Source organism: Nocardioides sp. BE266 (assembly GCF_031457855.1).
In the GTDB taxonomy this organism is placed as follows: domain Bacteria; phylum Actinomycetota; class Actinomycetes; order Propionibacteriales; family Nocardioidaceae; genus Nocardioides.
Genome location: NZ_JAURTI010000007.1, coordinates 1 through 21,717, shown reverse-complemented (window position 1 = coordinate 21,717; position 21,717 = coordinate 1). Strand labels below are relative to the sequence as shown.

The window sequence follows — 21,717 nt, the reverse complement described above, 5'->3', positions numbered from 1 at the left end:
CGTGCTCGTCACTCAGGGGATGGGAGCCCGCGCCGGGCGAGGCGTTCACGTGCGTCACGCAGGATCGCCTGGAGCCGCTGCTCCAACTCGGCTTTAGGCGGCAGCGCCGTCCAGTACTCCGCGACCACGATCCCGTCCTTGTGCATCTCCAGCAGTTCGACCTGCTCGCGGCTGGCCTCAGTGCACAAAATCAGCCCGAGCGGCGCATCCTCGCCCTCCCGGCGTTCGTGTCGGTTGAGCCACTTGAGGTACAGCTTCATCTGTCCCTCGTAGCGGGCGTCGAACTTCCCGATCTTGAGCTCGACAGCGACCAGGCGGCGTAGTGGGCGGCTGAAGAAGAGGAGGTCGAGGTGGAAGTCGTCGCCGTCGATGATCATCCGCTTCTGGCGCTCGACGAAACTGAATCCTGACCCGACCTCGAGCAGGAAGGCCTCGACGTCGCGGAGGATCGCAGCCTCCAGGTCCGCCTCTGCATATCCGTCGTGGAGGCCCAGGAAATCGAGCAGATACGGGTCGCTGAACGTGTCCGCCGGCACCATCGACCCCGGCTCGAGTTGAGAGTTCGCGATCTCACGCCGCTCGAATGCCTTGCGCTGGATCGCGCTCTTGAGCTCGCGGACCGTGAGGCGGCCTGCAACCACCTTGTCCGCGTAGAAGGCCCTGGCCTCGTCCGACCTGAGCGGGAGCAGGGCCACGATGTGTGTCCAACTCAATTTCTGCGCCAGCGACGCAACAATCTCAGCGTCGGGGAACTGTCGGTAGAACTTGACCATTCGCGTCAGGTTCGGCTCGTTGAAGCCACGGCCGAACCGACTGGTCAATTCCTGCGCCAGCGACGCAAGAATCTGGGAGCCGTACGCCGCCCGCTGTCCGCCGAGCACCTCTGAGTCGATCAGCGCACCGACCTGCCAGTACGTCATCGTCAACGTCGCGTTGGCGTACGACGCGATCGCCTGGCGGGCCTCGTCGACCAGCGAGGACACACGCTCGACCAGGTCGTCGGCCGCCACGGCAGGCTTGTCCGCAGCCGCGCGCACGGGGCTCTTGTCGCGCTCCCTACCAGCCGAGGTCGCCTTGGTCATAGAGGAGAGTCTCCCAGCACCGTCCGACACTCAGGCCTAACCGGTGGTCGCATTGCTGGCCTTTCGATGATCGCAGGCGCCGACGGAGATTCGTCCCACAAACTGTGGGACGAAGGGCTCATCTATGAGGACGGCGGCGGCCAGTCAGGGGTGACTGTGAGTGAGCGAGGTTCCTTGGTCGAGGTCAGCGCGCCACGACGGTGCAGGGCGTCGACCATCGCTGATGCCAGCGAGCTCTTGACGCCAAGCGCTGCCGCTAGTTCACGCCAGGTCGGCCCCTCCCCCGTCTCAGCCCGCACCCGCGCGACCTGGTCGCGTGCGGCCAGAGCGTGCTTGTCGGCGAGATGTTCGGCCTGCTCACGAACACGCACTGCCCGGGCTCGGCGCACTTCGCGTCGGCGCTTCTCCTCGGCGTAGATCTCGCCCACGTGTGGCACCTCGGGAGCACCCTTCGCCGCGTTCAGGACAGAAACCGCCGCCTTCCACCGCGGTAGACCCGGTTTCCCGGCATGCGTCGCGAACCGACGATGGTCCTGCAGGACCTCGGGCGTGATCGCCTTGTTGTAGCCAGCGGCCGCGAGCAGTTCCTCGACCCGTTCGTCGGTGGCCTTCGGTCGCGGCGGGCGGGCTGATGCTGGCCGTTCGCCACGTGGACGGGTGTCAGCGGCAGGCGCCGTGACGTCGTGCTCGTCGACTGGCTCGGCTCCGGCTGTCTCGTGTGGGCCCTGGTGTGGCGTTGTGGTCCGCCGGCCTGCGGCCGCATGGCCGCATGACTCGCAAACCGCGTAGGGCCACTCCCCCGCTTCGCCCCCGTGTTCGTCGCGCCACTCGACCCAGGTTCGTGTCGAGCCGCACGACGCGCACGGACGCCCCAGCACCTGCCGCGACCGCTGAGACCGTGTCGTGTGTCGCTGCGGCCGCGCAAGGTTCTGGCCGACGTAGGTAGACATCCCCAGGCCCTTCCCTCAGACGCCGAGCGAACTGCGCAGCTCGTCCTCTGTGAACCCACCCAACTCGTCGGCCTGGCTCATCAGCAGGTCGATCGCCACCCGGACCAGCGTGTTCTCGGTGATCCGCTCGCCCCGGCCGCGCCGCTGCTTGTTCAAGCGCCGCGACAGATTCGTCAACGAATCGAGTTGGTCAGAACGCATCCGAACGTCCTTGCGCTCGAGCTGCAGATACCTCGGCAACTCGGACTCGTCGACCAGGTCGTCCTCGACCCTCGCCGGCGCGGCCTTCTTCGCCGCGGGCGCCTTCTTCACAGATGACGAGGGCTTCTTCGGCTTGCTGGCCGCGGGCGTGGGCGCCGTGGCCACGTCTTGCACCGGGTCCGGGGCCGTAGCGACCTGCTCCGGAACGTCGGCCTCGGCAGCCGGCGGGGTGACCACACTCAGGTGCGTATCCGCAGGCCCCTCCCCCGGCTTCGTTCCCTGGACGTCATTGACTGACGGAATCAGGTTGGCCAGTCCGCCCTTCACGCGCGCCATCAGTTCACCGCCCGCATCGTCACCGACGCCTGCCCGGCACCCTGGTTCGCCCACAACGAGTTCAGTTCCAGCGCCAGATTCGTATAGTCCTCGGCGGCCGCCTTGGAGATCTTGTCGCCGCCGTACTGGGTGGCGACCTTGCCCTCCACCGGCGCGTCGGCGTGCATCTTGTACCGCTTGATGTACGACGTGAAGTGCTTCAGACCTGCCTGCTTCAGGAAGTTGACGGTGTCGTAGTAGGCGGCCGACTGCGTCTTCCCGCCGGTCTCCGCGCCACTGATGACCCCATCGCGCATATCCGCCTTGTTGACCAGGACCCGGTAGTCCACGCCAGCGGGCTCGACGAGTTGCCGGATGGTCTTCACCAGCGGCGGCACGGCCAGTGCCCCACCAGCCTCGGTCGGAAGGATCACGAAGTCCGCCTCCCGCAGGACCGTCTCCAGAACATCCCTCGCAGTGAGGTTGCCGGGCGTGTCCACGAGCACGATGTCGTACGGCAACTGCCTCAACTGGGCCAGGTTGTGAGGGTTGGTGTCGTCGGCGACATCGAACGGCAATGCGTCGCCAGCTTGGTCTGCCCAGAACGACGCCGACCCTTGCGGGTCGACGTCAACAACGAGGATGCGTGAATTCTCACTGAGCACAGCAGCGAGGTTCATCACGGTCGTCGACTTGCCGGTACCGCCCTTTTCGTGGGCGACAACCACAATCCGCATCGCGATCTCCTTAAGAACGAGGGGGAAGTGCGTAAGTTCGAACGCTCGGTTGTTCCGAAGTTCGGAACGCCCGAAGTGCCGGACACCGCGGGTGTGGCAGTTCGGTAGTGCGAGGCTACGGAACTGCCGGGCTCCCCGCCGTGAGGACACGCCGGCGACCTCGCAAGTTCCCAAGTGCCGGACCACGTAACTGCGTAACCACGTAGGCCCGGCAGTAGCGGAGTGCGGAACGTGCGGACTACCGAACCCCCGAAGGCCCGGACTACGGGACAGCCGGTCTACCGCAGTCCGCAACTCCCGGGGTGCCGACCTACCAACCTCCGGCAGCGCGTGACTGCGTGACTACGGAAGTCCGGCACGATGGAAGCACGGGACTTCGCGAGTTGGGCCGCTCTGTCGAGACCAAAACCGGCAAACCTCGGAGGGTCGGAAGTGCCGGGCTGCCGCAGTCCGCCACTGCGACAGTCCGCGAGTACGCAACTCCGCGAGTGCCGCACCACGTCACCTACGTGCTACCGCTCTACGCATCTACCGAACTACCGAAGTCCGTAAGTGCCGAACCCAAGACCGTCGAGCAGGCCGCCGATCGCCGGCCCCAGTCCCGCGCCCCGCTGAGGCTCTGGCATCGCGAGGCGTGGTTCCGTCCACCGAAGCCCTCGAAGGCCGCGAGAGCGGCGTTCTGAGGCTCCTGGGATGGGTGTTTGACAGGAGCCAAGGAGCCCGTGAATCACAGCGTGGTGATCTGTGTCGAGCCCAGGCGCCGGGGGAGTGACGCTCCGGGGGCTGAGTCGGTCCTCGTATCGGCTTCGGAATGGCGGAGTGCGCCGGTCTGGAGGAGGTCGAGGAACCACGGTGGAGTCGGCTCGGTCGAGCGCCGTGGTCGGCTCGACCGAATCCTAGAGATCGAACCAGCACCTGCTCGGCGTGCTTCGCGACCCTGTCAATAGTGCGTTGGCGGATCATCGAGACCGGGGGCCCGACGGAACGAAGCGCGCGGGGACCAAGCTGGAACGCCTAGCGTTCACAGACCAAGCGGAATGTCTACACACGCCGTCGGCACCTGGTCGCGGAGATGCACAGCGGCGCCGAGATCGTCCGCGAGACGGAGGTCGACGTTCCATCCGACGAGTGCGGACGGATGCGACGCGGCGACCTGACGTCCGTTCGCACGAGGCAGACCGAACTTGACGCGGCCTTTGATGAACAGCAGCGACGTCGCCGAGCCCATCGCCTCATGCCAGATGCGGGTATCGGTATGCGCCGGGATAAGCAGCACGACCCGGGAACCGGCCGCGCCAGCTTCGACGCAGCGACGTACCCAACGCACCCGTGCCTCGCCGTAGAGCGGATTGCAGAAGACCGACCCAGCCGACCACGGGAGGGCAGCGCCGTCATCGGGGTAGCGCGTAGAAGGTATCGGCGCCGACGGGATTGTCCGCGGTGGTGCAGGAGTCAAGCTCGATGCGCCCGCCCAGAACGGCCCGGACCGGCCCGAGCACGTATTCCGGTGTCAGGTGCACCTGTGCCGCGTCGTTCCCGGGTCGACGGCGCAACTTGTTGTCGAACCGGAACAACGCGATCTGCGTCATGACCTCTACCAACCCCGATCCCGCGCGCCAGTCAGCGGCTCGGCGACCGGTCAGCCACGGCGCCGGCAGAGGTGACCGAGGGCCACGGCGCAGGTGTGCCGGTCGGCATACGGAGGGCTGCCGCCTGGAGGCCCACCGATGGATCGGGCGCCCACCCTGGTTGGTGGTGGTGGGGGATTGGCTGATCGGACGGGGTCGCGGCGCGCTCGTCGAACAAGGCGCGGTCGGCGGTGCCGCCCATCGCCAGCGGCACCAGCGACCTGGTCTCGAGTCGTACGGCGTCCCAGGTCGCAAGTCGGTCCGGCGGAGTCTCCTGGCGTTGGAGCGGCATGATCCGGTACTCACGCCTCAGATCCATCACAGCGGCCGCGGCCGCGTGGTAGCCCGAGTTTGCCGCTGTCTCTCGGGCAACAAGGCGGACGTGGTCGATCGCCGCGACCGGGTCAGTGAACCGCGAGCTGTCCAGCGTGTTGTCGCTCATCGCGCCGGCCCCGATCGCGTCGTCGAGGACGGCGGCGGGATGTGGCCCGTCTCGGCCGGCCCGCTGGGCGCGGCCGGAGCCTCGAGGACCGCGCGCATCATCGACACATCCGACCCGCCGCCGAGACGGTGCGGCTCGTCGACGGGGCTCGTCTGTCCGGTCAGCTCGGCCAGGAGCGCGACCGCACGGTCGGCGAGGTCGCAACCCGCATCGTCGCTCGCCTGCCAGTCGCCCGCGGGCGGGAAGAAGGGACCAGTTGCCTCGGAGAGGTCGGCGCGTCCGCTGCGCCACTCGGCGTGCTCGGCGAGCAGGTCGGAGGCCGCGCGCAGCTGGTCGACGGTGGGGCCATTGACGCTGGTTCCCAGTGCTGAGGCGAGGATGGGCAGCAGCTCGGCCGCGGTGGGCAGGTACAGGTCCTTCGCGAGCCGGTGCTGGCGGTCCCAGTCGGGCCGGGCACCGGGCGGGTGGCCCTCGTAGTCGCAGTAGTTGCCGTCCTCGACGCCGTCGAGGGGGTAGCCGTCGACGGTCACCGGCGAGACGACCCACCGCGGCCCGGCCGCGGTCTCCTCGAGGTGGAGGTAGACCTTGACGTGGTTCTCGATCCGGTGCGGGTAGTCGGCGTCATCCACCCACGGGGACTCCGCGGCAGGGGAGAGGCTTCCTGCTGTGGCGGTGTGGTGCTCGCTCATGTGGGAGCTCCTTGCTTGGTCGTGGATGTGAGGTGTGTCCGGCCCCGCAGGTACACCTCCCGTGAAAGGAGAAACGGGATTGTGGGTGCCCTTCGCCGCGCTGCCATGGATCGGCGTTGACGGGGCCGGACAAGGCTTGTGGAGTTGTGATCAGAACGCAGGTGCGCCGTAGGTGGCGCTCCGAGCGGCCGGGAATGGAGTGGGTGGCCGTGCCGAGGTGGTGGGGGTCAGGTTCAGGGACTGCTGGAGTGCCGCCCGCTGGAGCGGGTTGCTGAACCGGGTGGCCGGCTCGCTGGGGGCGGGCATGTTCACCAGGTCGGTCAGCGACGCCTCCAACCGGGAGTACCGGGCGACGCGCACCGGGCCGTCGACGTGGAGCGGGTTGGCGTCGACGAGGTTGCTGTTGGTGCGCAACAGTTCACGCCGTAGCGACTTGCCCAGGTTGTTGGTGACCTCGTGCGTCGCCTTGGCGAGTTCGAGCATCTGGGCGGGCTGGAGCCGGAGCGCGACTCCTTGGTCCTCCATCCGCGTGAGGGCGGTCGTGAGCTCGCTCTGCTGCCAGAAGCGGCGCGTGTTCTGCTCGACGTCGGGGTTGACGTCATCGAGGTGCTTGAGCAGAGGCTGGATCTCCTCCAGCACTTCGGCGCGGTCGGCGAAGAACGTCGCGAACATGCTGGTCTTGGGTGAGTGGTCGGCGGCGGCCGCGAACGCCCGGCACAAGAAGAGCTGGCTGGCTGTGATCTGCCTGGCCGAGTCGGCGGTGATCTCCGGCTCATCGGCGAAGAACGCATCCGAGGCGTGCATCGGACGAAGGAACCGCCCGAGTCGTCGTTGCGCGGGTGCGAGGTCGGTCGGGGCCGACACCATCGACACCGGCTGCACCACCTTGGACGGTGCAGCGGGTTGCGCTCGCGGGGTCGCTTCCTCGGGGCTGGCGCTGGTCGCGTGCCAGGTCGCGACCCGGGCGGTCTGGGAGAGCACCATGCGTTTCTCGTCCAGCCCCATGGCGAACTCCGGGTGCTGATGGGCCGAGAGTAGGCCGACCTCCTCGAGGCGGGAGTCAAGCACCAGGACGGCCTCCAGGGCGACCGCTACGTCGCGCATCACCCACCAGCCGGCACCCGGATCGGTGCGCCACGGCTGCTCCTCGGCCGCCGACAACGCGTGCGAGGCGGACAGCAGCTCGATCGCCGCCATTCGCCACGCCTCGACCGTCGGATCAGCCGAGGCGGGCGTGAGGTAGTCCGAGTGGGGGTGGCGCTCGTCGAGGGCGAGCGTGGGCAGCGCGAAGGCGATGTTGTCCACCAGGGTCGCGAGCTTTTCGTCCAGCCCGGCCAGCATCGGCTTCGGAGTACGGGCCGGCAGGTGGTCAGGCGGGGGATACCAGGAGTCCTGGCCCACGTCGTAGAGCCGCTGCCGCAGCGCGTCGACCACCGCTTCGCGGCAGTGCAGCATCTGGTCGACCGCGTACTCCTCGACCGGGATCACGTCGTCACAGATCAGGCTGTTGAGCGCCCGAGCCGCGTTCTCGGCGTGCTCGCCGTACGTGGAGACCGTCATCGCCGGTCACCCGCCGGGAACCGATCGGGACAGGTTGCTTCCATACCGACGAGAAGCAACCGCCGCGGCGCCAGATCGGACACCGCGGCGGGAACTAGTTGTGGAGAAGCCGAGGAGAGCTCTACCTGGACGGCGTACCGGGGGAGTGGTCGACCCCGTCGATGGGTGGCGCGTGGGGTGGTCGCGGTGTGGGCGCGCTGGTGCCGAGCGTCGCGGCCTGCAACACCGTCGACCGGGCCGGTGCGCCGCCAGGTGGGGCGAGCAGTTCGCCGGAGCGTGCGCCGATCCTGACGCCGAGGTCGTGCAGCTCGTCGAGCAGGTCGCCGGTTCCCCAGATCTGGTTGCGGGTCCGGTCCGTCAGCGGCCGGATCACTTCGGTATCGGCGAGTCGTTCGATCGCGCGGTAGGTCGATGCCGTGGAGAGCCCGAGCCGGGTCTCGAGGTCGTCGGCGGTGAAGATCGGCGCGGCCGGTAGCGAGGCCAGAACCTCCGCCGTGGCGCTGCCCATCCGTGGTGCGCCGGCCAGGCGGTGCCACTGCTCCGGCATCGCCGCGAGGCGGTCAGCGGTGAGCGTGGCCTCTTGTGAGGCGACGATCGCCGACCGGGCGAAGGCGTGCACGATCGGCCCGGCGTCACCGGCCCGGTAGTGGTTCAACGTGTCGAAGTAGTGCTCACGGCGGGCCACCAAGGCCGAGGCGATCGGGATCACCACGTGCTGCGCCACACCGCGTTCGCGGATCACCGCCGCGGCCAGGGCGCGGCCGATGCGGCCGTTGCCATCGGTGAAGGGGTGGATCGACTCGAACTGGGCATGTGCGATCGCGGCCTGAACGATCACCGGCAGGTCGGTGCGGCGCGCGAACGCGATCAGATCGCCCATTAGCTCCTCGACCAGGTCGGCCGGTGGCGGCACGTACAAGGCGTTGCGAGGGGAGTGGTCCGACCCGCCGATCCAGTTCTGCACCTCACGCCATCGGCCCGCATAGCCCCGCTCGGTCGGGTCGTCGGCCATCAGCAGCCGATGAGCGGCGGTGATCCCGGCGGTGTCGATCGGCCCACCCAGCAGCCGGTCTATCGCTCCGGAGGCAGCGACCATCGAGGTGGCCGACGAGTTGGCCTTCACCCCGTGCAGGGCACGGGCGAAGTCCTCGATGCTCGCGTCCTCGTGCTCGATCTTCGACGACGCCACAGACTCGGCCCGCAACAGCAGGGTCGCCAGCGGACGCAGATGCGCGCCACCGGTCTCATCCAGGTGGGCGATCGTCCGCACCGCCAGATCGCATTCGGCGAGGACGTCGTTCGGGACGCGCGGATCCAGCCCGGCCACATGCGGCGGGATCGACACCGTCACCTCGCGCAACGTCCGGTCATCCACCGTCCCGCCGCGGTGGGCCTGTCGCCACGCGACCGCGCGGCGGCCGTGTGCAGGCACCGCCACCCGCGGCCCGGCGTACACCGCCGAGGAATCGCCCGACACGTCGTCGACCATTGAGAACACCTCCCGCCTATGTCTCAGATAGTAGATCTAAGTGAGAATAACGCCTAGTTGTTCTCACTCATCTCCGGCGAGGGTCAGGGTGTGACGGCGGGTCAGGGGTTGCTGGCGATGGTGTCCGGCTCGGTGGCCGGTCGCGACGGTGGCGCGTACGCGATGCGTAGCGCGCCGGCCTGCAGGGCTGTGGCAGGTGTCTGCGTCGTTGCGCGGCCGCCCGCGGCGCCGGGGTGCTCGGACCCGAAGTGGTTGGGGTCGAACGGGTCGATCAACGTGACCCGGGGCCCGTAGTTGGCGCACATCTGGGCGATGGAGGCCGAATCGGTGGCCACGTAGACGTCGTTGAGCCAGTCCTCGCGCTTGGTGTCCTCGGCGAACCCGTCGATCAGCAGCGAGTCCTCCATCGCGGACACCGCCTGGTCGTAGGACGGATAAGGCCCAACGACCTCCGGCCTCGGGTGCTCGGAATCGGCGTACCAGCACAACGTCACCCACCAGCCCGGCGTCTGCAGGCCGCCGTGGGCGTTGACGAAGTCGGTCCAGGTCGCCTCAGGGGGCATCGGTCTTCTCATGCTCGAGAGAAGCAACCGCCACGGCGCCCGATCGGACACCCGGTCTTGAACTCGGGGAAGCGTCAGCTGGCGGCCGGAGCGCAGATCAGTACGTCGAGATCCCCGTCGACGTCCCCGTCGGCAGTCTCCAGGCCGCGGAGGATCGACGCCCGTGAGGTGGCGGGGGAGAGGCCCCCGTGACCGGCGCCGATCAGTGGCACCGCGATCGAGGCGACCCCGAGCTCACGCACCCTCTGCACGGCACTCCGGGCGCATGCCTCGACGCCGCCAGCGCTGGCACGCCAAAACGCGTTGAGCCCGACGACGTGGATCAGGTACGTCGGGCCCGCCATGTCGCCGGCCGACGTCACGACGGCGTCGCCAACCTGCAGGACACCCATCCGTGCCAGGTCGCGCCACGGCTCAGGGCCAGTGACCTTCTTCAACTGTCCGCTGATCCCGCCGGTCAGCAGCAACCTGCGCGGCACGAAGTTCCGGTTCCAGGCGTTGACCAGCGCCTCGACCGGCTGCTCGAGCAGGTCGCCGGCGACCTCGCGCACCCTCAGACTGGTCATCGGACGATGGCGCTGCGCACGGACTGCACCACGACCCACGGCGAGGCGACGCTGCGGTCATCACCGGCTCGCCAGTTGCCGTCGTCCTGCCGGGCTACCGGAACGCCCACCACCACGCATGCCTGGCCCGGCGCGAGGGCTCGGATGGCGTCGGCCAGATCGGGGTGCGCGGCCGCCAGGGCGGCATCGCCGTCGGGGCCGTTGTGGCGAAAAGACCGGATCGCGTCGTCCCACCGCAGGTCAGGTGTCGGGGTCGTCATGGCCTGCACTCTCCTACGCGACCGCGGCGACACCGCGCCGCAGCAGCCGCTGGGCAGCGTCGATGCGGAGGCTGTGCTGAAGCACCGGGGAGTCCGCCAGGAGCGCGGTCAGGCGCTCGTCGAGGTCGGCCAGGCCAGCAGGCAGGTCACTGATGTGCACGGGGACGTAGTGGGCGGGGCGCCGCTGACCGAAGTCGGTGAGCTCGGCACGGGCCATGCCCAGGTACGGCAGGACCGTTGCGTGCCCGTTGTGGCCGGTGGCGCCTTCGAGCGCGGCAATCAGAGAGACCGCGTAGATGAAGTCCGGGGTCGTGTCGTACACGTCACCGGAGCGGAGGTCGGTAGGAACGATCATCAGTTGTGGTCCTTTCGATGAGGATCGACAGCGGGTCCGACCCCGCCATCTAGTGGAACAGACCCCGTCAACGGGTCGTGTCTGGCACGCCCGAACCTGGGGAGAACGGGCGCCGATGGTCGCCTGTGGAGAGAACGTGGTGTCCGCGCCTGGGTCATCGCGACCACCCGGGCCCGTCGGTGGGACCGCCGAATCCCGGTGGTGGCGGCGCTGTCGGTGGGGGAGGCGGGGCGAGCGCGGGCCGGCCCGTCGACTGGGATCCGCTAGGCCTCGGCGAGGTGACTGCCGGCTGCTCGGAGGCGTCGCGGGCGTGAATCCGCGGCCGCGGTGCCGGTTCGCCTCGTGCCTCTCGCGCCCGCTCGGCCATCTGCTGCTTGATCCGGCGTCGAGAGGTGCGGATCGCACCCATCTCCGCCGGCTTGACGTTGCCCGGCGCCTCGAGACGTGCATCGCGCAGCGACCGCCACTTCTCGGTCGTCCCGTTGTAGGTGGCCTCCGCCTCGGCGACGAGGGCGGCGTGCTTGCGTGCAGCATCATCAGCCACGGTGCCAACCGACGCAGCCGACTCAACGGCAGCCTCGGCAGCCTCGGCAGCAGCGGCCCCGTCCGGAGCGGCGGCCGAGGGGCTGGGTCGCTCGGCGGCCACGAGCCGCATCAGCTCGGTCAGCGCCCGGTTGCGTTCCTTGAGTGCGTCGAGCTCGGCGCCGGCCTCGAAAGTGGTGTCCTCCTCGGCCGCCGAGACCTCGACCTCCTTGCGCAGCCGCTCGACCCGCGCCCCCAACGCAGCGGGCCGGTCGGCGATGCTGCGGACAAGGTTCTCCAGGCGCGTGATCGCACCGGTGTCGATCTTCCCCGGCGTCAGCTCGGCCGGGGTGAGGTCGAGCAGGTCCGGGGCCCACTCGCGCGTGTTACGGGGGTCGTCGACCCCGACGCGGTAGCCCGGCTTCCCGATCCCTGGACGGTAGGTCCAGGCGTAGAGCCGGACGCCGCCCAGTTTGCCGATCAGGAACGGCCGCCCCTCACCCAGCGGCGCGTACTCCAGACTGCCAGCCAGGGCGGGTGTCTCGGAGAGAAGGAGCGCGGTGTGCTTGCGTTCGAGGATCGCCTTGTCCTCCAGACGCCCGTACTTGTTGGTCACGTGCATCCGGAACGCCTCGCCGGAGGTGTCATTCACCTCCTTGGCTGCTGCCTCCAGCGCGGTGATGCTGGCTGTGAGCGAGGTGATCATGCGGGTGCCCTGGGCGACGACGTTGGCGTGGTACTCCTTCGAGGCGTCGAAGGTGTCGGCCTGGTTCTGCATCCGCCGCAGATCCAGGTCGAGTTGGGTCTTGTCCATCAGCAGCGGGTTGTTCGCCGCGAGCGCCTTCAACATCGCTGCCTCGGACTGGGTCGCCGACTCTGATTGCCCGATGATCGTGGCGTCGAGGTCGGCGAGCGCGAACGCGCGCAGGAAGTTGTCCTTCCGCGCGACGTGCGCCCACTGGAATCCCTCGGTGGAGCCTTCGAGGGGGTAGTAGAGGACCCGGACCTCGTCGTACTGGTTGCCGCGTCGGATGGCGCGGCCGTTGCGCTGTTCGATCTGGTCGGGCCGGTAGGCGCCGTCGACGTGATGGAGCGCCGAGAGCCGGTTCTGCACGTTCAGGCCGGTGCCCATCTTCGCCGTCGACCCGATCAGCACCTTGATATCGCCGGTACGACACCGCTCGGTCAGTTTGCCGAGTCTGGTCGCATCGCCTTCGGCGTCGTGGATGAACGCGACCTCGTCCGGCTTGAGACCGCCGTCGACCAGCGCGAACTTCAACGCGTCGTAGAACGAGTGCTTACCCTCGCTGTTCGGGACGCCCTTGTCGCAGAACACCAGCTGGAACCCGCCGCGGATCGGCGCGGGCTCAGCAGAGCCGCGGCGCACCATGAACTCGTCGTCACGAGTCCGCTGCCACTCGGTGAGGACCTGCTCGGCGACCAGCGGCACCTTGGAGTCCGCGTCCGTGAGGTCGGCCGGGTCGATCCCGGCCTCCCAGAGCTTGAGTGCCGGCAGGAGCCGCAGGTCGACGGCCGAGGTCAGCCCGTCGGTGCCGATCGCGACCACCGTGTCCTCTCCCGGCTCGGGCTTGAACTTCGGTTTGATCGCCTGCCGGCGCACGTTGAGCTGCCGGATGAACGCCTCCTGATGCTCGGAAACACCCCTCAGGATCTTCTCGGCCTGACCGCCGCGCAGCTTCGGCCGCTCCAGGCCGACGTCCTCGGCGGTCACCTCGTCGGCGAACTGCACCCAGATCCGCTTCAACTCGCCCGCGTTGACCAGGCCGTCGCCCTCCCGCATCTTCACCTGCAGGCGCCCGGTCACGGTCGGCTCGATGGACTCCTCCATCTGCAAGAACGCCTTGCGGAAGTCGTCGAACTCGCTCACGCCTGCCTCGGCAAGCAGGTCGGGGCGCAGGAACCGGATCATCACGTAAAACTCGCGCGTGCTGTTCGAGATCGGCGTCCCGGTCGCGAACAACGCCACCGACCGCTTCCCCAGTTCGGCGTTGCGGTCCCGCAGCCAGTCCAGCTTGGCCCGCAGGTCAACCGCCCCCAGGTTCGGCTTGCCCTTCGCCAACGCCCGCACCGAGGACTCGACCTCGTCGTTCTTGTACTCGTGCGCCTCGTCGACCACGATGTAGTCGAACCCGGCGGTCTCGAAGTCCAGCGGCCCCACGTCACCGCCGATGCGGTCCTGCAGCTCACGCAGCGAGGACTCCTCGCGCTCGATCCGCTCCCCGATCCGCTTCACCGCCTTGGTGTCGCCCTCGGCGAGTGCTTCCTCCCGTTCGTCGCGCAGCTTGTCCAGACGCTGCTGGATGTTGTCCTCGATCGTCTCCTCCGAGAGCGGCAGCAGCCGAAACGACGACGCGGTCATCACCACCGCATCCCAGTCGTGCGAGGCCGCCTGGGCGACGAACCGGCGCCGCGCGTCCGGCCCGGAGATGCCCTTGGTGTCGGTGGCCAGCAGTTGCGCGTCGGGATAGAGGATCGTGAACTCCCGCACCCACTGCTCCAGCAGATGGTTCGGCACCACCACGACCGGCTTGCTGATCTGCCCCAGCCGCCGCTTCTCCATAATCGCCGCGGCAAGGGTGAACGTCTTCCCGGTGCCGACCTCGTGGTGCAACAGCACCGCCTCGGAGTCCTTGGCCATCGCGACCGCGTCGTTTTGGTGCGGGTCCAACGCGATCGCATCCGACATGCCCGGGTAGGCCGAGTAGGGGGAGTCGACGTAGTTGACGTCGGTGTAGGAGCGGTACTTGTCGTTGTAGGCGGTGTGCAGCCGCTGCTTGCGCTCAGGGTCGCGCCACAGCCACCGTGCGAACTCCTTCTCGATGACCTCCATCTGCTCGCCGGCGGCCTCGGTCTCGGCGCGGTTGATCCGCTCCACACCATCGGAGTCCTTGTCGGTCACCTGGGGCCGCTGCCCCTTCAATGCGGTCTCGACGAGCTGGTAGGTGGTGCGCCGCGAGGTGCCCCACTTCGCCTTCAACGGCTTGCGCCAGTCATGCCCCGGAGGCGCACCCATGGAGCCGCCGCCCTCCAGGGCCGGGTTGCGGCGCGACCCGCCGTTGGCAGGCGAGCACTTCCAGCCGTCCTCCTCGCTGTAGGTGACGGTGGCCCGGTCGTTGCCGGTGATGTCGTGAACGAACGCCTCCACGTCACCGGCGGGGATCCACACCATGCCGAGCTTGGCGCTGATCTTGGTGACGTCCTTGTCCGGCGGGACCGCGGCACGCATCGCGGCCGCCGCCTCACCCCACGTCTCGGGGTCGTCCTTGGCGAGCGCCTCGAGTTCGGTCGCCTTGCGGCGTACGTTGCCGGACAAGAACAGGTGAGCGGGGACCAGGTCGCCGGTGCGGTGGTCGGTGAACACCAGCCCCTTGGTCAGCGAGGTGGCTTCGGCCACCGGGACGCCGAGCAGGTCGGCGATGCGGTCCATGTCGACGCGGCCGTCGTGCTCCCGGCTGATCGCCACCGCATCGGCCGGAGACTCCGCCCTCGACGGGAGCTCGCGGAACCCGACCATCCGCTGAGTGAAGAACTTCGCCTTCTCCGCGGTGTTGGTGAACTCGTCGTACTTTGACTCCAACCCGGTCAGCGACCACCAGGTGGGGTCCTTACGGATGCCACCCATCCCCGGCTTGGTGTAGATGAGCTCGTACCACTTGCCGTCCTCGCCCTCGATCAGCCCTTCGGTCTGGTTCGGGTCCTCGGGGTCCTTGACCTTGGCCAACTTCTGCGAGGGCTTCATCCGGCTGATCGGGCCGTAGTCGGCCACATAGGTGTCGTAGCAGCGGTTCAGTTCGGCCCGCAGCTCGTCGATCTCCGCAGTGTCCTCGACCGTCTCCCGCTCGGCCTCGCGCAGGTCGGCCGCGAGATCCCGCAGCCGCAGCAGGCTTACAAGCTCATCAGCCTGGGAGGGATGGTGGCCATGCTTGGTGCGGCGGCCCGCGGTCACCGACCCGTCCGGCACATAGGGCGCCTCGGTGCCGTCGTAGTCGACGACGGTGAAGGAGTGCTGGAGCGACCCCGCCGAGCCCCGCCGCTTGCCGGGTACCGGATGCGTGTCGGTGTGGGTGATCTGCCCGACCTTCTTCGCCCTGGCCAGCGTGCGCGTCGACCTCACCGGCTCCAGACGCGTGGCAGGCGTCGGCGGCGGGGACTGGTGGGGCTTCGACACCGCCGCCTCGGGGCGAGGCTCAGGAGCGTCAACGCCAGGCGACGCCGCCGACGACGCAGCAGGCGCCGCCGGTGTGGTCGAACCGGCGGGGGAGTGGGCCCGGCCCTCCGCGACCGCGTCGCGAGCGATCGCCTCGAGCCGGTACCGCAGCTGGGTGCCCAGGTCCGCGGCGGTCACCACGTTGCGGACCGCCAGCACCTCGCGGCCCATCGCGGCCTGCCCGGTGGACGTGGTGCCGAGGATGTTGGTGCGGTGCGCAGTGAAGTAGCCGTTGATGTGCCGTTCGGTGCCGTCGTCCAACAGGGTCGGCACCGAGGTCACCCACGCGTCGTCTCCCGGCGTCCGGTCATGCTCCCGCCGTCGCAACAGCAAGACGTCGGTGACGACCTCGGTGCCCGCGGCCGCCCGGTGCGCAGCGTTCGGCAGACGCACCGCACCGAGCAGGTCAGCGTGCTCGAACCAGCCACGCCGCACCGTCGAGTTCTGCTTGTCCAGCGTGCCCGCCGACGTGATGACCGCCATCGTGCCGCCGGGCTTCAACCCAGCCAGCGCCTTGGAGATGAAGTGGTCGTGGATCAGCAGCTGATTGCGCGGATTGTGTACCCGGTCCCTGACGGGATAGTTCCCGAACGGGACGTTACCGATCACTGCATCGTAGGTGCCGGCTCGGACCGGCGTATCGCCGAACGACTCCACCCGCACCTCGGCCGAGGGGTACAGTAGCCGCGCGATCGCGCCCGAGACCTCGTTGCGCTCAACCCCGACCATCCGCGCCCCCGCGGGCGCGAATCCGATGAAGTTGCCGGTGCCGCAACCGGCCTCCAGCACCAACCCCGTCTCGAACCCGAGCCCCTCCAGCGCGGACCACATCGGCTCCACGAGCCCGGCATCGGTGAAGTGAGAGTTCAACGCGTTCTGCATCGCGTCGTCGTACTCAGCCGGCGACAGCAGCCCACGCAGTTCCTCACGCACCGTGGCGTAGGTGTCGTCACCGGTCACGAACACCTTCGGCAGCGCACCCCAGCCAGCGAACCGGGCCAGGACCTGCTGCTCCTCGGCGGCGGCGGGGCGGTCCTCTGCCTCGATGCGCCGCAACAGCCACAACGCCTCGAGGTTCGCCCGAACCTTCGCCTCCACGCCAGCGGGCGCGAGATCGTCCTGCCCGGAGGGCTGAAAGACCCGCTGCGCTGCGACGGCGGCGGGGGAGAGGGGTTCTACTCCGCGGTCAGCGTCGTCGGGGTCTCCCGACCCCTGGTGCCCTTCTCCTTCGGCAGGTACACCAGTTCGGCCAGCGCCTCGTCCTCGGCCCGCATCCTCGCCATCGTCGCCCGACGACGGGTCAGTTCCGGCGGGTCGTGCGGCCGGCTCGAGGCCCGCAGGTTGTCCGCCGCCAGGTAGTCCACCATCTCGGCCACCTGGCGTCCCAGATCCTCGAAGAACGCTTGGCGCTCGTTGACCGGGATCGTCCCCAGGCGAGACGGCAGGTACGTCGTCCAGTACCGCAGCGCCGTCGACGCGTATGCCATCCTCGGCTCGACCTCGTTGCCAGTCTGCTGACTCATCGTCGGCTCCTTCCGCCTCAGTTCTAGTGTGCTCCACCTCGCCGACAGCAGGAGCACCGTCAACCGACGGCTCACTCGGCTCCTCACCAAAGTCCCACAGCGCCAGCTGATCAGAGTCGTCCGCCTTCGCCCGACCTCGCGCCACGCGGCACCTCCACACCGTCGGTGAGGACGACGGCCGCAGCCCACCGCGGCTCACCAAACCGTCCTCTCTCCAACGAAAAGCACCCACGCGGCCTGCAGATCGGACACGTCGTGGAGAAAAAGTGGAAAACCTCCAACAGGGCGCCGTCGCGGCGTCCGATCCGCTCGATGCTCGGTTGCCTTTCTTGGGTATGAACGCCACTCACCAAGCGCACGGCGCGACCGCGACACGACCCACGGCACACGGGCACGGGCACGACCATGACCGGCAGACCTTCGAGCTGTACGGCCGCCGCATCACCCACGCCAACCACCCCGACGTCCAACAGATGCTCGCGGCCGCCCACACCGACCGCATCCGGCCTTTATGCCTGTGCCGCCCGGACGGGGTCGCCATGTATGTCGCTAAGGTCGGGCCCGAGAAGTTCGTTATCAAGCGCATGCCCGACACGGGCCTCGCGCACACCCACCGCTGTGCCTCCTACCTGCCGCCCGAAGAGCTCTCCGGCCTCGGGCAGGTCCTCGGATCGGCCATCACCGAGGAAGCCGACAGCGGCCTGACCGCCATCAAGCTCGGGTTCCGCATGTCCAAGGCCGAACGCGCCGCCCCAGCCGGAGCCGGCAGCGGGGGAGTGGCCGACTCGGTCGCCGCCGACCCCAACCGCCTCACCCTGCGCGCTGTCCTGCACTACCTGTGGCAAGAAGCCGACCTGGCGACCTGGACCCCCGGCATGGACGGCAAGCGCAATTGGCGCATCGTGTCCTGGTACCTGCGCCAGGCCGCTCGCGGGAAGTTCACCAATGGCAAGCCGCTCGCCACGAAGCTCTACGTCCCCGAACCGTTCAACCTCGAGAAGAAGACCGAGATCGCCGCCCGGCGACTCTCCGCATGGGCGCCACTACAGCAGCACGGCTCCGCCCAGCAGTTCATGATGCTCATCGGTGAGCTCAAGGACATCGCGCCAGCCCGGTTCGGCCACAAGCTCGTCATCAAGCACCTGCCCGACGCGCCGCTCATGCTCGACGACACCCTCCACAACCGCCTCAAGAAGCGGTTCGGCGACGAGCTCGAACTGTGGCAGGCCAACGACGACGGCCACCTGATGGTGATCGCCACCTTCTCCGTGGGCCGCGCCGGCCTGGCGACGGCCGAAGAGATCTCGTTGGTCATGACCGACCGCAACTGGCTGCCTTATGAGTCGCTCCTCGACAAACTGCTCCTCGACACCGCGCTCGAGGGGCGCCGCCGGTTCACCAAGTCGCTTCGCTACAACCTCGCCCCCGACAGGCCGATGGCGTCCCTCGTGCTCACCGACACCGAGACCCCGACCGCGGCGTTCCTGCTCAGCAGCGAAGAGGACCGCGAGGTCGCCGCCCAGATCGGCGCCGACACCGGCACCGAAGTGTGGAGCTGGGTCGTCACCGAGGACATGCCGCCACTGCCGCCCGCCGCGGGCCACGACCGGCACACCACCACCCACACCGACCAGTGAGCAGTGTCATGTCGCGCCACCCCGCCGCGTCGTACGACGACATCCCGGACGCTGTGGCCGCGCTGAGCGCCGAAGCAGTCGTCGACCGCATCTGGGACACCGCACGGTGGAAACCACTCGTGCTGACCTCCTGCGTCCTCGACGACCGCCCCAAGGTCAGCCCAAAAGACGGCTCACGGCCGCGATCGGCGACCCGGCCGACACGATCGTGATCACCGCCCGCGAGGTATGGACACTCCAACGCCTGGTGCCGCACGGGTTCGAGGCCTACGGTGGCGCGATCAGGGTCGTCCTCCCCGACGCCACCGAGCACGACGCCACCGAGCACGACGCCGCCGACCGCACGGTGCTCCGGTACAACGACCGGATCACGCTTAGCGGCATCCCGCTGGCGGCGTACGAGTACATGCTGGGAAGCCGATCAGCGATCGAGTGGATTATCGACCGCTACTACGTCAAGACCGACACGCCTCCGGCATCGTCAACGATCCGAGCGACTGGTCACGCGAGGTCGAGGATCCGCGCTACATCCTCGACCTGCTCGCACGGATCGTCACCGTGTCGCTGGAGACGATGAAGATCGTCGACGCGCTGCCCGAACTGGACATCATCGACAAGAAGTAAGACAGGCCGGAACATGGCGGGCTGACGATCACTCGCTGATCCCGTCGATCAGCTGCTGCTCCTCGCGCGTAGGCCAGACGAGTTCGAGTCGTCGTTCCCGAGCGGCAAGAGCCGCGCCGGGGCAGTCGGGATCGTTGCAGGGGCCGAAGAACAGGTCGGCTTCGAGGTGCGGGTCGTCCATGATCGTTGTTACTTCCTCGGCTTAGCGGCGTGCGGTCGGGTGGGTCAGCACCAGCGCACCGCACCCGGTGGTCGTGGCGGTGGGCTCTTGCGCGGCCTTCTTCCTGCGCTGGCGTTCGGCAGCGGCTTCGCTGATGCGGTGGACCCGCTCGAGGGAGTCGGCACCGTCTTGCCACTGCGCGTAGTGGACCATCGACCCAGCAAGGCCAGCGAGGGCTACCTCGCGGTCGGCGGCTCGCTGGACAACGCGGCGCCAGTGCCGGTCGGCGGCGGGCCCGATGTAGCTGATCGCGATCAAGGCACCGGTTGCGATTCCGAGAGCAGGGTTTCCACCGGGCTGGAATCCCTGGACGACCACGATCACGCCGATCACGAACCGCATCTGCCACGCGAACCCAGCCGCGGGCACCCACGAGAAGGCTCGCGCGATCTGTCGGACCACAGCGTCCAGGAGCGTCCAGGGGAACGCCCACAGTCGCGCGGCGAGGTCGAACCGGGACGGCCCGATCCGCTGGCTTGCCACTGCATGCCCGATCGCCGCGGCCGCGTCCTCGCGGGTGAGACGGTTCTCGTACAGCCCCTGGGCCAGGGTCGGATCGACGATCACCGTGCGTCGTCCAATCCACCTCGCGGGCAGTTCACCGGTGTCGGCCAGGCGCATCAGCACGCGCTCCGGCTGCAGCTCCAGCACCTTGAGGAGGGCCAGCGCCGGACCGAGGGCAGCGTGCTCACCCGGCCGAAGGCTCCGAGCGAACCCGAATACACGAACAGCCGGTGCCTCCCAGGCCCCGCTTGCCAGGACCAGCGACACCACGAGCGTGCCGGCGAACGCGGCCACCAGGCCGAGGTCGGGCAGGAAGCCCAAACCAATGACGGCGATAAAGCTGCCAGCGAGGCCGGCGGGCACAACGGCGCCCAGGCGGATCAGCTTTGTCGATGTCCGCACGGTCGTCACGTCCTCTCCTTGCCCGGGACCCCGCGGCCCACGTGGTCGACACGACCCGAACGCGCCGACACCTCAATCCGAGTGTGCATCTCACCGCCGACACTGCAACCTCACCGCTGAAAACCTGTGGATAGCGAAGCGCTATCCACAGGTCGAGGGCGAGCCGCTTGACAGCCGGGTCGGGTCTACTCGTGGCGGCTCGCCTCCAGCCGGTCCTGGGTCGCCGAGGTCGAGGTAGACCAAGTCGACCTTCGGCTGCGTCTCCGAGGTCGGTGTGCGTGGGGGAGCGGTGGCAAGGAGTCGCGCGAGGCGCTTCTCCAGCTGCGATCGAGTGTTCGACATGAGTCTATTCGCCGTCCTTGTCTCAGCGGCTCGGGGACGCCGAGTCCGGGCCGTCGATCCCGCGCTTGCTGGGGCTGTCGTTCTCGTGACCGCGGGGTCCCAGCGTGGGCTGGTTGCGCAGAGCGGCCCGCTGCATGACTGCGCTGCCGCCGCTCGGCTCGTGAAGCATGCGCTCGAGCACCTCCGGGCGGACAGCGTGCTCGAGTGCGGTCTGGACGACCTCGGCGAGCGCAGGCGGCGCCGCCGTGATCTGGTCGAGCGCGACCCAGGCTTGGCCCCCGTTGCCCTCCATGTACGAGCTGAGCGCGAGAATGCACGCCGCCTGGTCACGGACCTCCTCCGGGGAGCGGCGCACCAGGTCGCGCCACAGGTCCGTGTGGACCGGAGCGGTCGACCGCGTCAGGCGGATCAGCGCGGCATCCCTGGCAGTACCCCTCTGGATTGCCGCCAGTGCGCGGGCCGCGTCGACGTCGGAGAGCGGCTGCCGGTTCTCGGTGAACTCGTCGAGTCGCGAGCCGAGCCACTCGACCTCCGCCTTGAACCCACTCAGGTCCATCTCCATGAGCCGCTCCTGCGCGGCCGCGAGGTGTGCGGTGACGGGGGCAGGGTCGCCCTGGAGGGCGGCGGCGAGGTCTGTCCGGCTGCCGGAGGGCCGAACCTTGCCCATCAGGGCGAACTCCGCATCCATACGCGCTCGGGAGGAGGGATCCACGGTCCCGCTGGTGCCAGCCAGGACGTCGAACCACTGGTCCCCGTTGACCCACAAGATCGGACCCACGTCCGGGCGGTGCTGGCCGTTGGCCAGCCGGTCACCGAGCTCGGAGAGCGCTTCGATGCAGGCCCTCGCGTCGTCTCCGTAAGCGAGAAGCGCGATGCGC

Annotated in this window: 22 protein-coding genes and 1 pseudogene; 4 read left to right on the top strand and 19 right to left on the bottom strand. The window is 68.6% G+C overall.

All coding sequences use genetic code 11. The features are described 5' to 3' along the window. Window positions 1-8 precede the first annotated feature (8 nt). The 16 genes from J2X46_RS19595 to J2X46_RS19520 all read right to left on the bottom strand — a co-directional run bounded on the left by J2X46_RS19595 (window position 9) and on the right by J2X46_RS19520 (window position 17,110). Window positions 9-1,082, bottom strand: coding sequence for a PDDEXK nuclease domain-containing protein (locus J2X46_RS19595; RefSeq protein ID WP_310253547.1), 1,074 nt, complete (start codon window positions 1,080-1,082; stop codon window positions 9-11). A 122-nt stretch (window positions 1,083-1,204) separates the two neighbouring features. Further along, entirely contained in the window at window positions 1,205-1,510 is a 306-nt protein-coding gene (locus tag J2X46_RS19590) for a hypothetical protein (RefSeq protein WP_310253545.1), read from the bottom strand. A 537-nt stretch (window positions 1,511-2,047) separates the two neighbouring features. Then, complete coding sequence (locus J2X46_RS19585; protein ID WP_310253543.1) at window positions 2,048-2,569, bottom strand: hypothetical protein; 522 nt, start codon at window positions 2,567-2,569, stop codon at window positions 2,048-2,050. After that, a complete protein-coding gene (locus J2X46_RS19580; RefSeq protein WP_310253541.1) occupies window positions 2,569-3,285 on the bottom strand; it encodes a ParA family protein in 717 nt (238 codons plus the stop codon). Before J2X46_RS19580 ends, J2X46_RS19585 begins: the two co-directional genes overlap by 1 nt. A 1,021-nt stretch (window positions 3,286-4,306) precedes the next feature. Beyond that, window positions 4,307-4,741, bottom strand: a complete 435-nt coding sequence (locus J2X46_RS19575) for a DNA N-6-adenine-methyltransferase (RefSeq protein ID WP_310253539.1) — start codon at window positions 4,739-4,741, stop codon at window positions 4,307-4,309. After that, window positions 4,677-4,874 carry a hypothetical protein gene (locus J2X46_RS19570; RefSeq protein WP_310253537.1) on the bottom strand — a complete coding sequence of 66 codons (198 nt, stop codon included), beginning with the start codon at window positions 4,872-4,874 and terminating at the stop codon, window positions 4,677-4,679. Before J2X46_RS19570 ends, J2X46_RS19575 begins: the two co-directional genes overlap by 65 nt. A gap of 31 nt (window positions 4,875-4,905) precedes the next feature. Next, complete coding sequence (locus J2X46_RS19565; protein ID WP_310253535.1) at window positions 4,906-5,355, bottom strand: hypothetical protein; 450 nt, start codon at window positions 5,353-5,355, stop codon at window positions 4,906-4,908. Continuing rightward, on the bottom strand, window positions 5,352-6,044 hold the full coding sequence (locus J2X46_RS19560) for a hypothetical protein (protein ID WP_310253533.1): 693 nt from the start codon (window positions 6,042-6,044) through the stop codon (window positions 5,352-5,354). Before J2X46_RS19560 ends, J2X46_RS19565 begins: the two co-directional genes overlap by 4 nt. Before the next feature lie 150 nt (window positions 6,045-6,194). Then, window positions 6,195-7,604 carry a hypothetical protein gene (locus J2X46_RS19555; protein ID WP_310253531.1) on the bottom strand — a complete coding sequence of 470 codons (1,410 nt, stop codon included), beginning with the start codon at window positions 7,602-7,604 and terminating at the stop codon, window positions 6,195-6,197. A gap of 121 nt (window positions 7,605-7,725) precedes the next feature. Continuing rightward, window positions 7,726-9,093, bottom strand: coding sequence for a Fic family protein (locus J2X46_RS19550; RefSeq protein WP_310253529.1), 1,368 nt, complete (start codon window positions 9,091-9,093; stop codon window positions 7,726-7,728). Window positions 9,094-9,194: 101 nt separating this feature from the next. Then, window positions 9,195-9,656 (bottom strand): hypothetical protein, encoded by a 462-nt coding sequence (locus J2X46_RS19545; RefSeq protein ID WP_310253528.1) that lies wholly within the window; start codon window positions 9,654-9,656, stop codon window positions 9,195-9,197. A gap of 74 nt (window positions 9,657-9,730) precedes the next feature. Further along, on the bottom strand, window positions 9,731-10,222 hold the full coding sequence (locus tag J2X46_RS19540) for a macro domain-containing protein (protein ID WP_310253525.1): 492 nt from the start codon (window positions 10,220-10,222) through the stop codon (window positions 9,731-9,733). Beyond that, window positions 10,219-10,482 carry a hypothetical protein gene (locus J2X46_RS19535; RefSeq protein WP_310253523.1) on the bottom strand — a complete coding sequence of 88 codons (264 nt, stop codon included), beginning with the start codon at window positions 10,480-10,482 and terminating at the stop codon, window positions 10,219-10,221. Before J2X46_RS19535 ends, J2X46_RS19540 begins: the two co-directional genes overlap by 4 nt. Before the next feature lie 13 nt (window positions 10,483-10,495). Next, window positions 10,496-10,837, bottom strand: coding sequence for a hypothetical protein (locus J2X46_RS19530; RefSeq protein WP_310253521.1), 342 nt, complete (start codon window positions 10,835-10,837; stop codon window positions 10,496-10,498). Window positions 10,838-10,991: 154 nt separating this feature from the next. Beyond that, on the bottom strand, window positions 10,992-16,685 hold the full coding sequence (locus J2X46_RS19525) for an SNF2-related protein (RefSeq protein WP_310253519.1): 5,694 nt from the start codon (window positions 16,683-16,685) through the stop codon (window positions 10,992-10,994). 77 nt (window positions 16,686-16,762) lie between these two features. Next, window positions 16,763-17,110, bottom strand: a complete 348-nt coding sequence (locus J2X46_RS19520; RefSeq protein WP_310253516.1) for a hypothetical protein — start codon at window positions 17,108-17,110, stop codon at window positions 16,763-16,765. A gap of 335 nt (window positions 17,111-17,445) precedes the next feature. Here J2X46_RS19520 and J2X46_RS19515 point away from each other — a divergent pair, with 335 nt between their 5' ends. From J2X46_RS19515 to J2X46_RS19500, 4 genes and pseudogenes are all read left to right on the top strand, one after another. Continuing rightward, the gene (locus J2X46_RS19515) at window positions 17,446-18,747 is read left to right on the top strand and encodes a DUF1173 domain-containing protein (RefSeq protein ID WP_310253515.1); all 1,302 of its coding nucleotides are present in this window, start codon (window positions 17,446-17,448) and stop codon (window positions 18,745-18,747) included. Between the two features lie 8 nt (window positions 18,748-18,755). Next, complete coding sequence (locus J2X46_RS19510; protein ID WP_310253514.1) at window positions 18,756-18,959, top strand: hypothetical protein; 204 nt, start codon at window positions 18,756-18,758, stop codon at window positions 18,957-18,959. Then, window positions 18,956-19,156, top strand: a pseudogene (locus J2X46_RS19505) (hypothetical protein); the annotation flags it as partial. The gene J2X46_RS19510 and the pseudogene J2X46_RS19505, both read left to right, overlap by 4 nt. A 23-nt stretch (window positions 19,157-19,179) precedes the next feature. Beyond that, window positions 19,180-19,371, top strand: a complete 192-nt coding sequence (locus J2X46_RS19500; RefSeq protein WP_310253804.1) for a hypothetical protein — start codon at window positions 19,180-19,182, stop codon at window positions 19,369-19,371. 28 nt (window positions 19,372-19,399) lie between these two features. Here the strand turns inward: J2X46_RS19500 and J2X46_RS19495 are convergent, their stop codons facing one another. From J2X46_RS19495 to J2X46_RS19485, 3 genes are all read right to left on the bottom strand, one after another. Further along, entirely contained in the window at window positions 19,400-19,552 is a 153-nt protein-coding gene (locus J2X46_RS19495) for a hypothetical protein (RefSeq protein WP_310253513.1), read from the bottom strand. Window positions 19,553-19,573: 21 nt separating this feature from the next. Then, the gene (locus J2X46_RS19490) at window positions 19,574-20,506 is read right to left on the bottom strand and encodes a hypothetical protein (protein WP_310253512.1); all 933 of its coding nucleotides are present in this window, start codon (window positions 20,504-20,506) and stop codon (window positions 19,574-19,576) included. 355 nt (window positions 20,507-20,861) lie between these two features. After that, window positions 20,862-21,717 (bottom strand): DUF4192 family protein (locus J2X46_RS19485; RefSeq protein ID WP_310253511.1); only part of this gene is annotated, 856 nt, incomplete at its 5' end.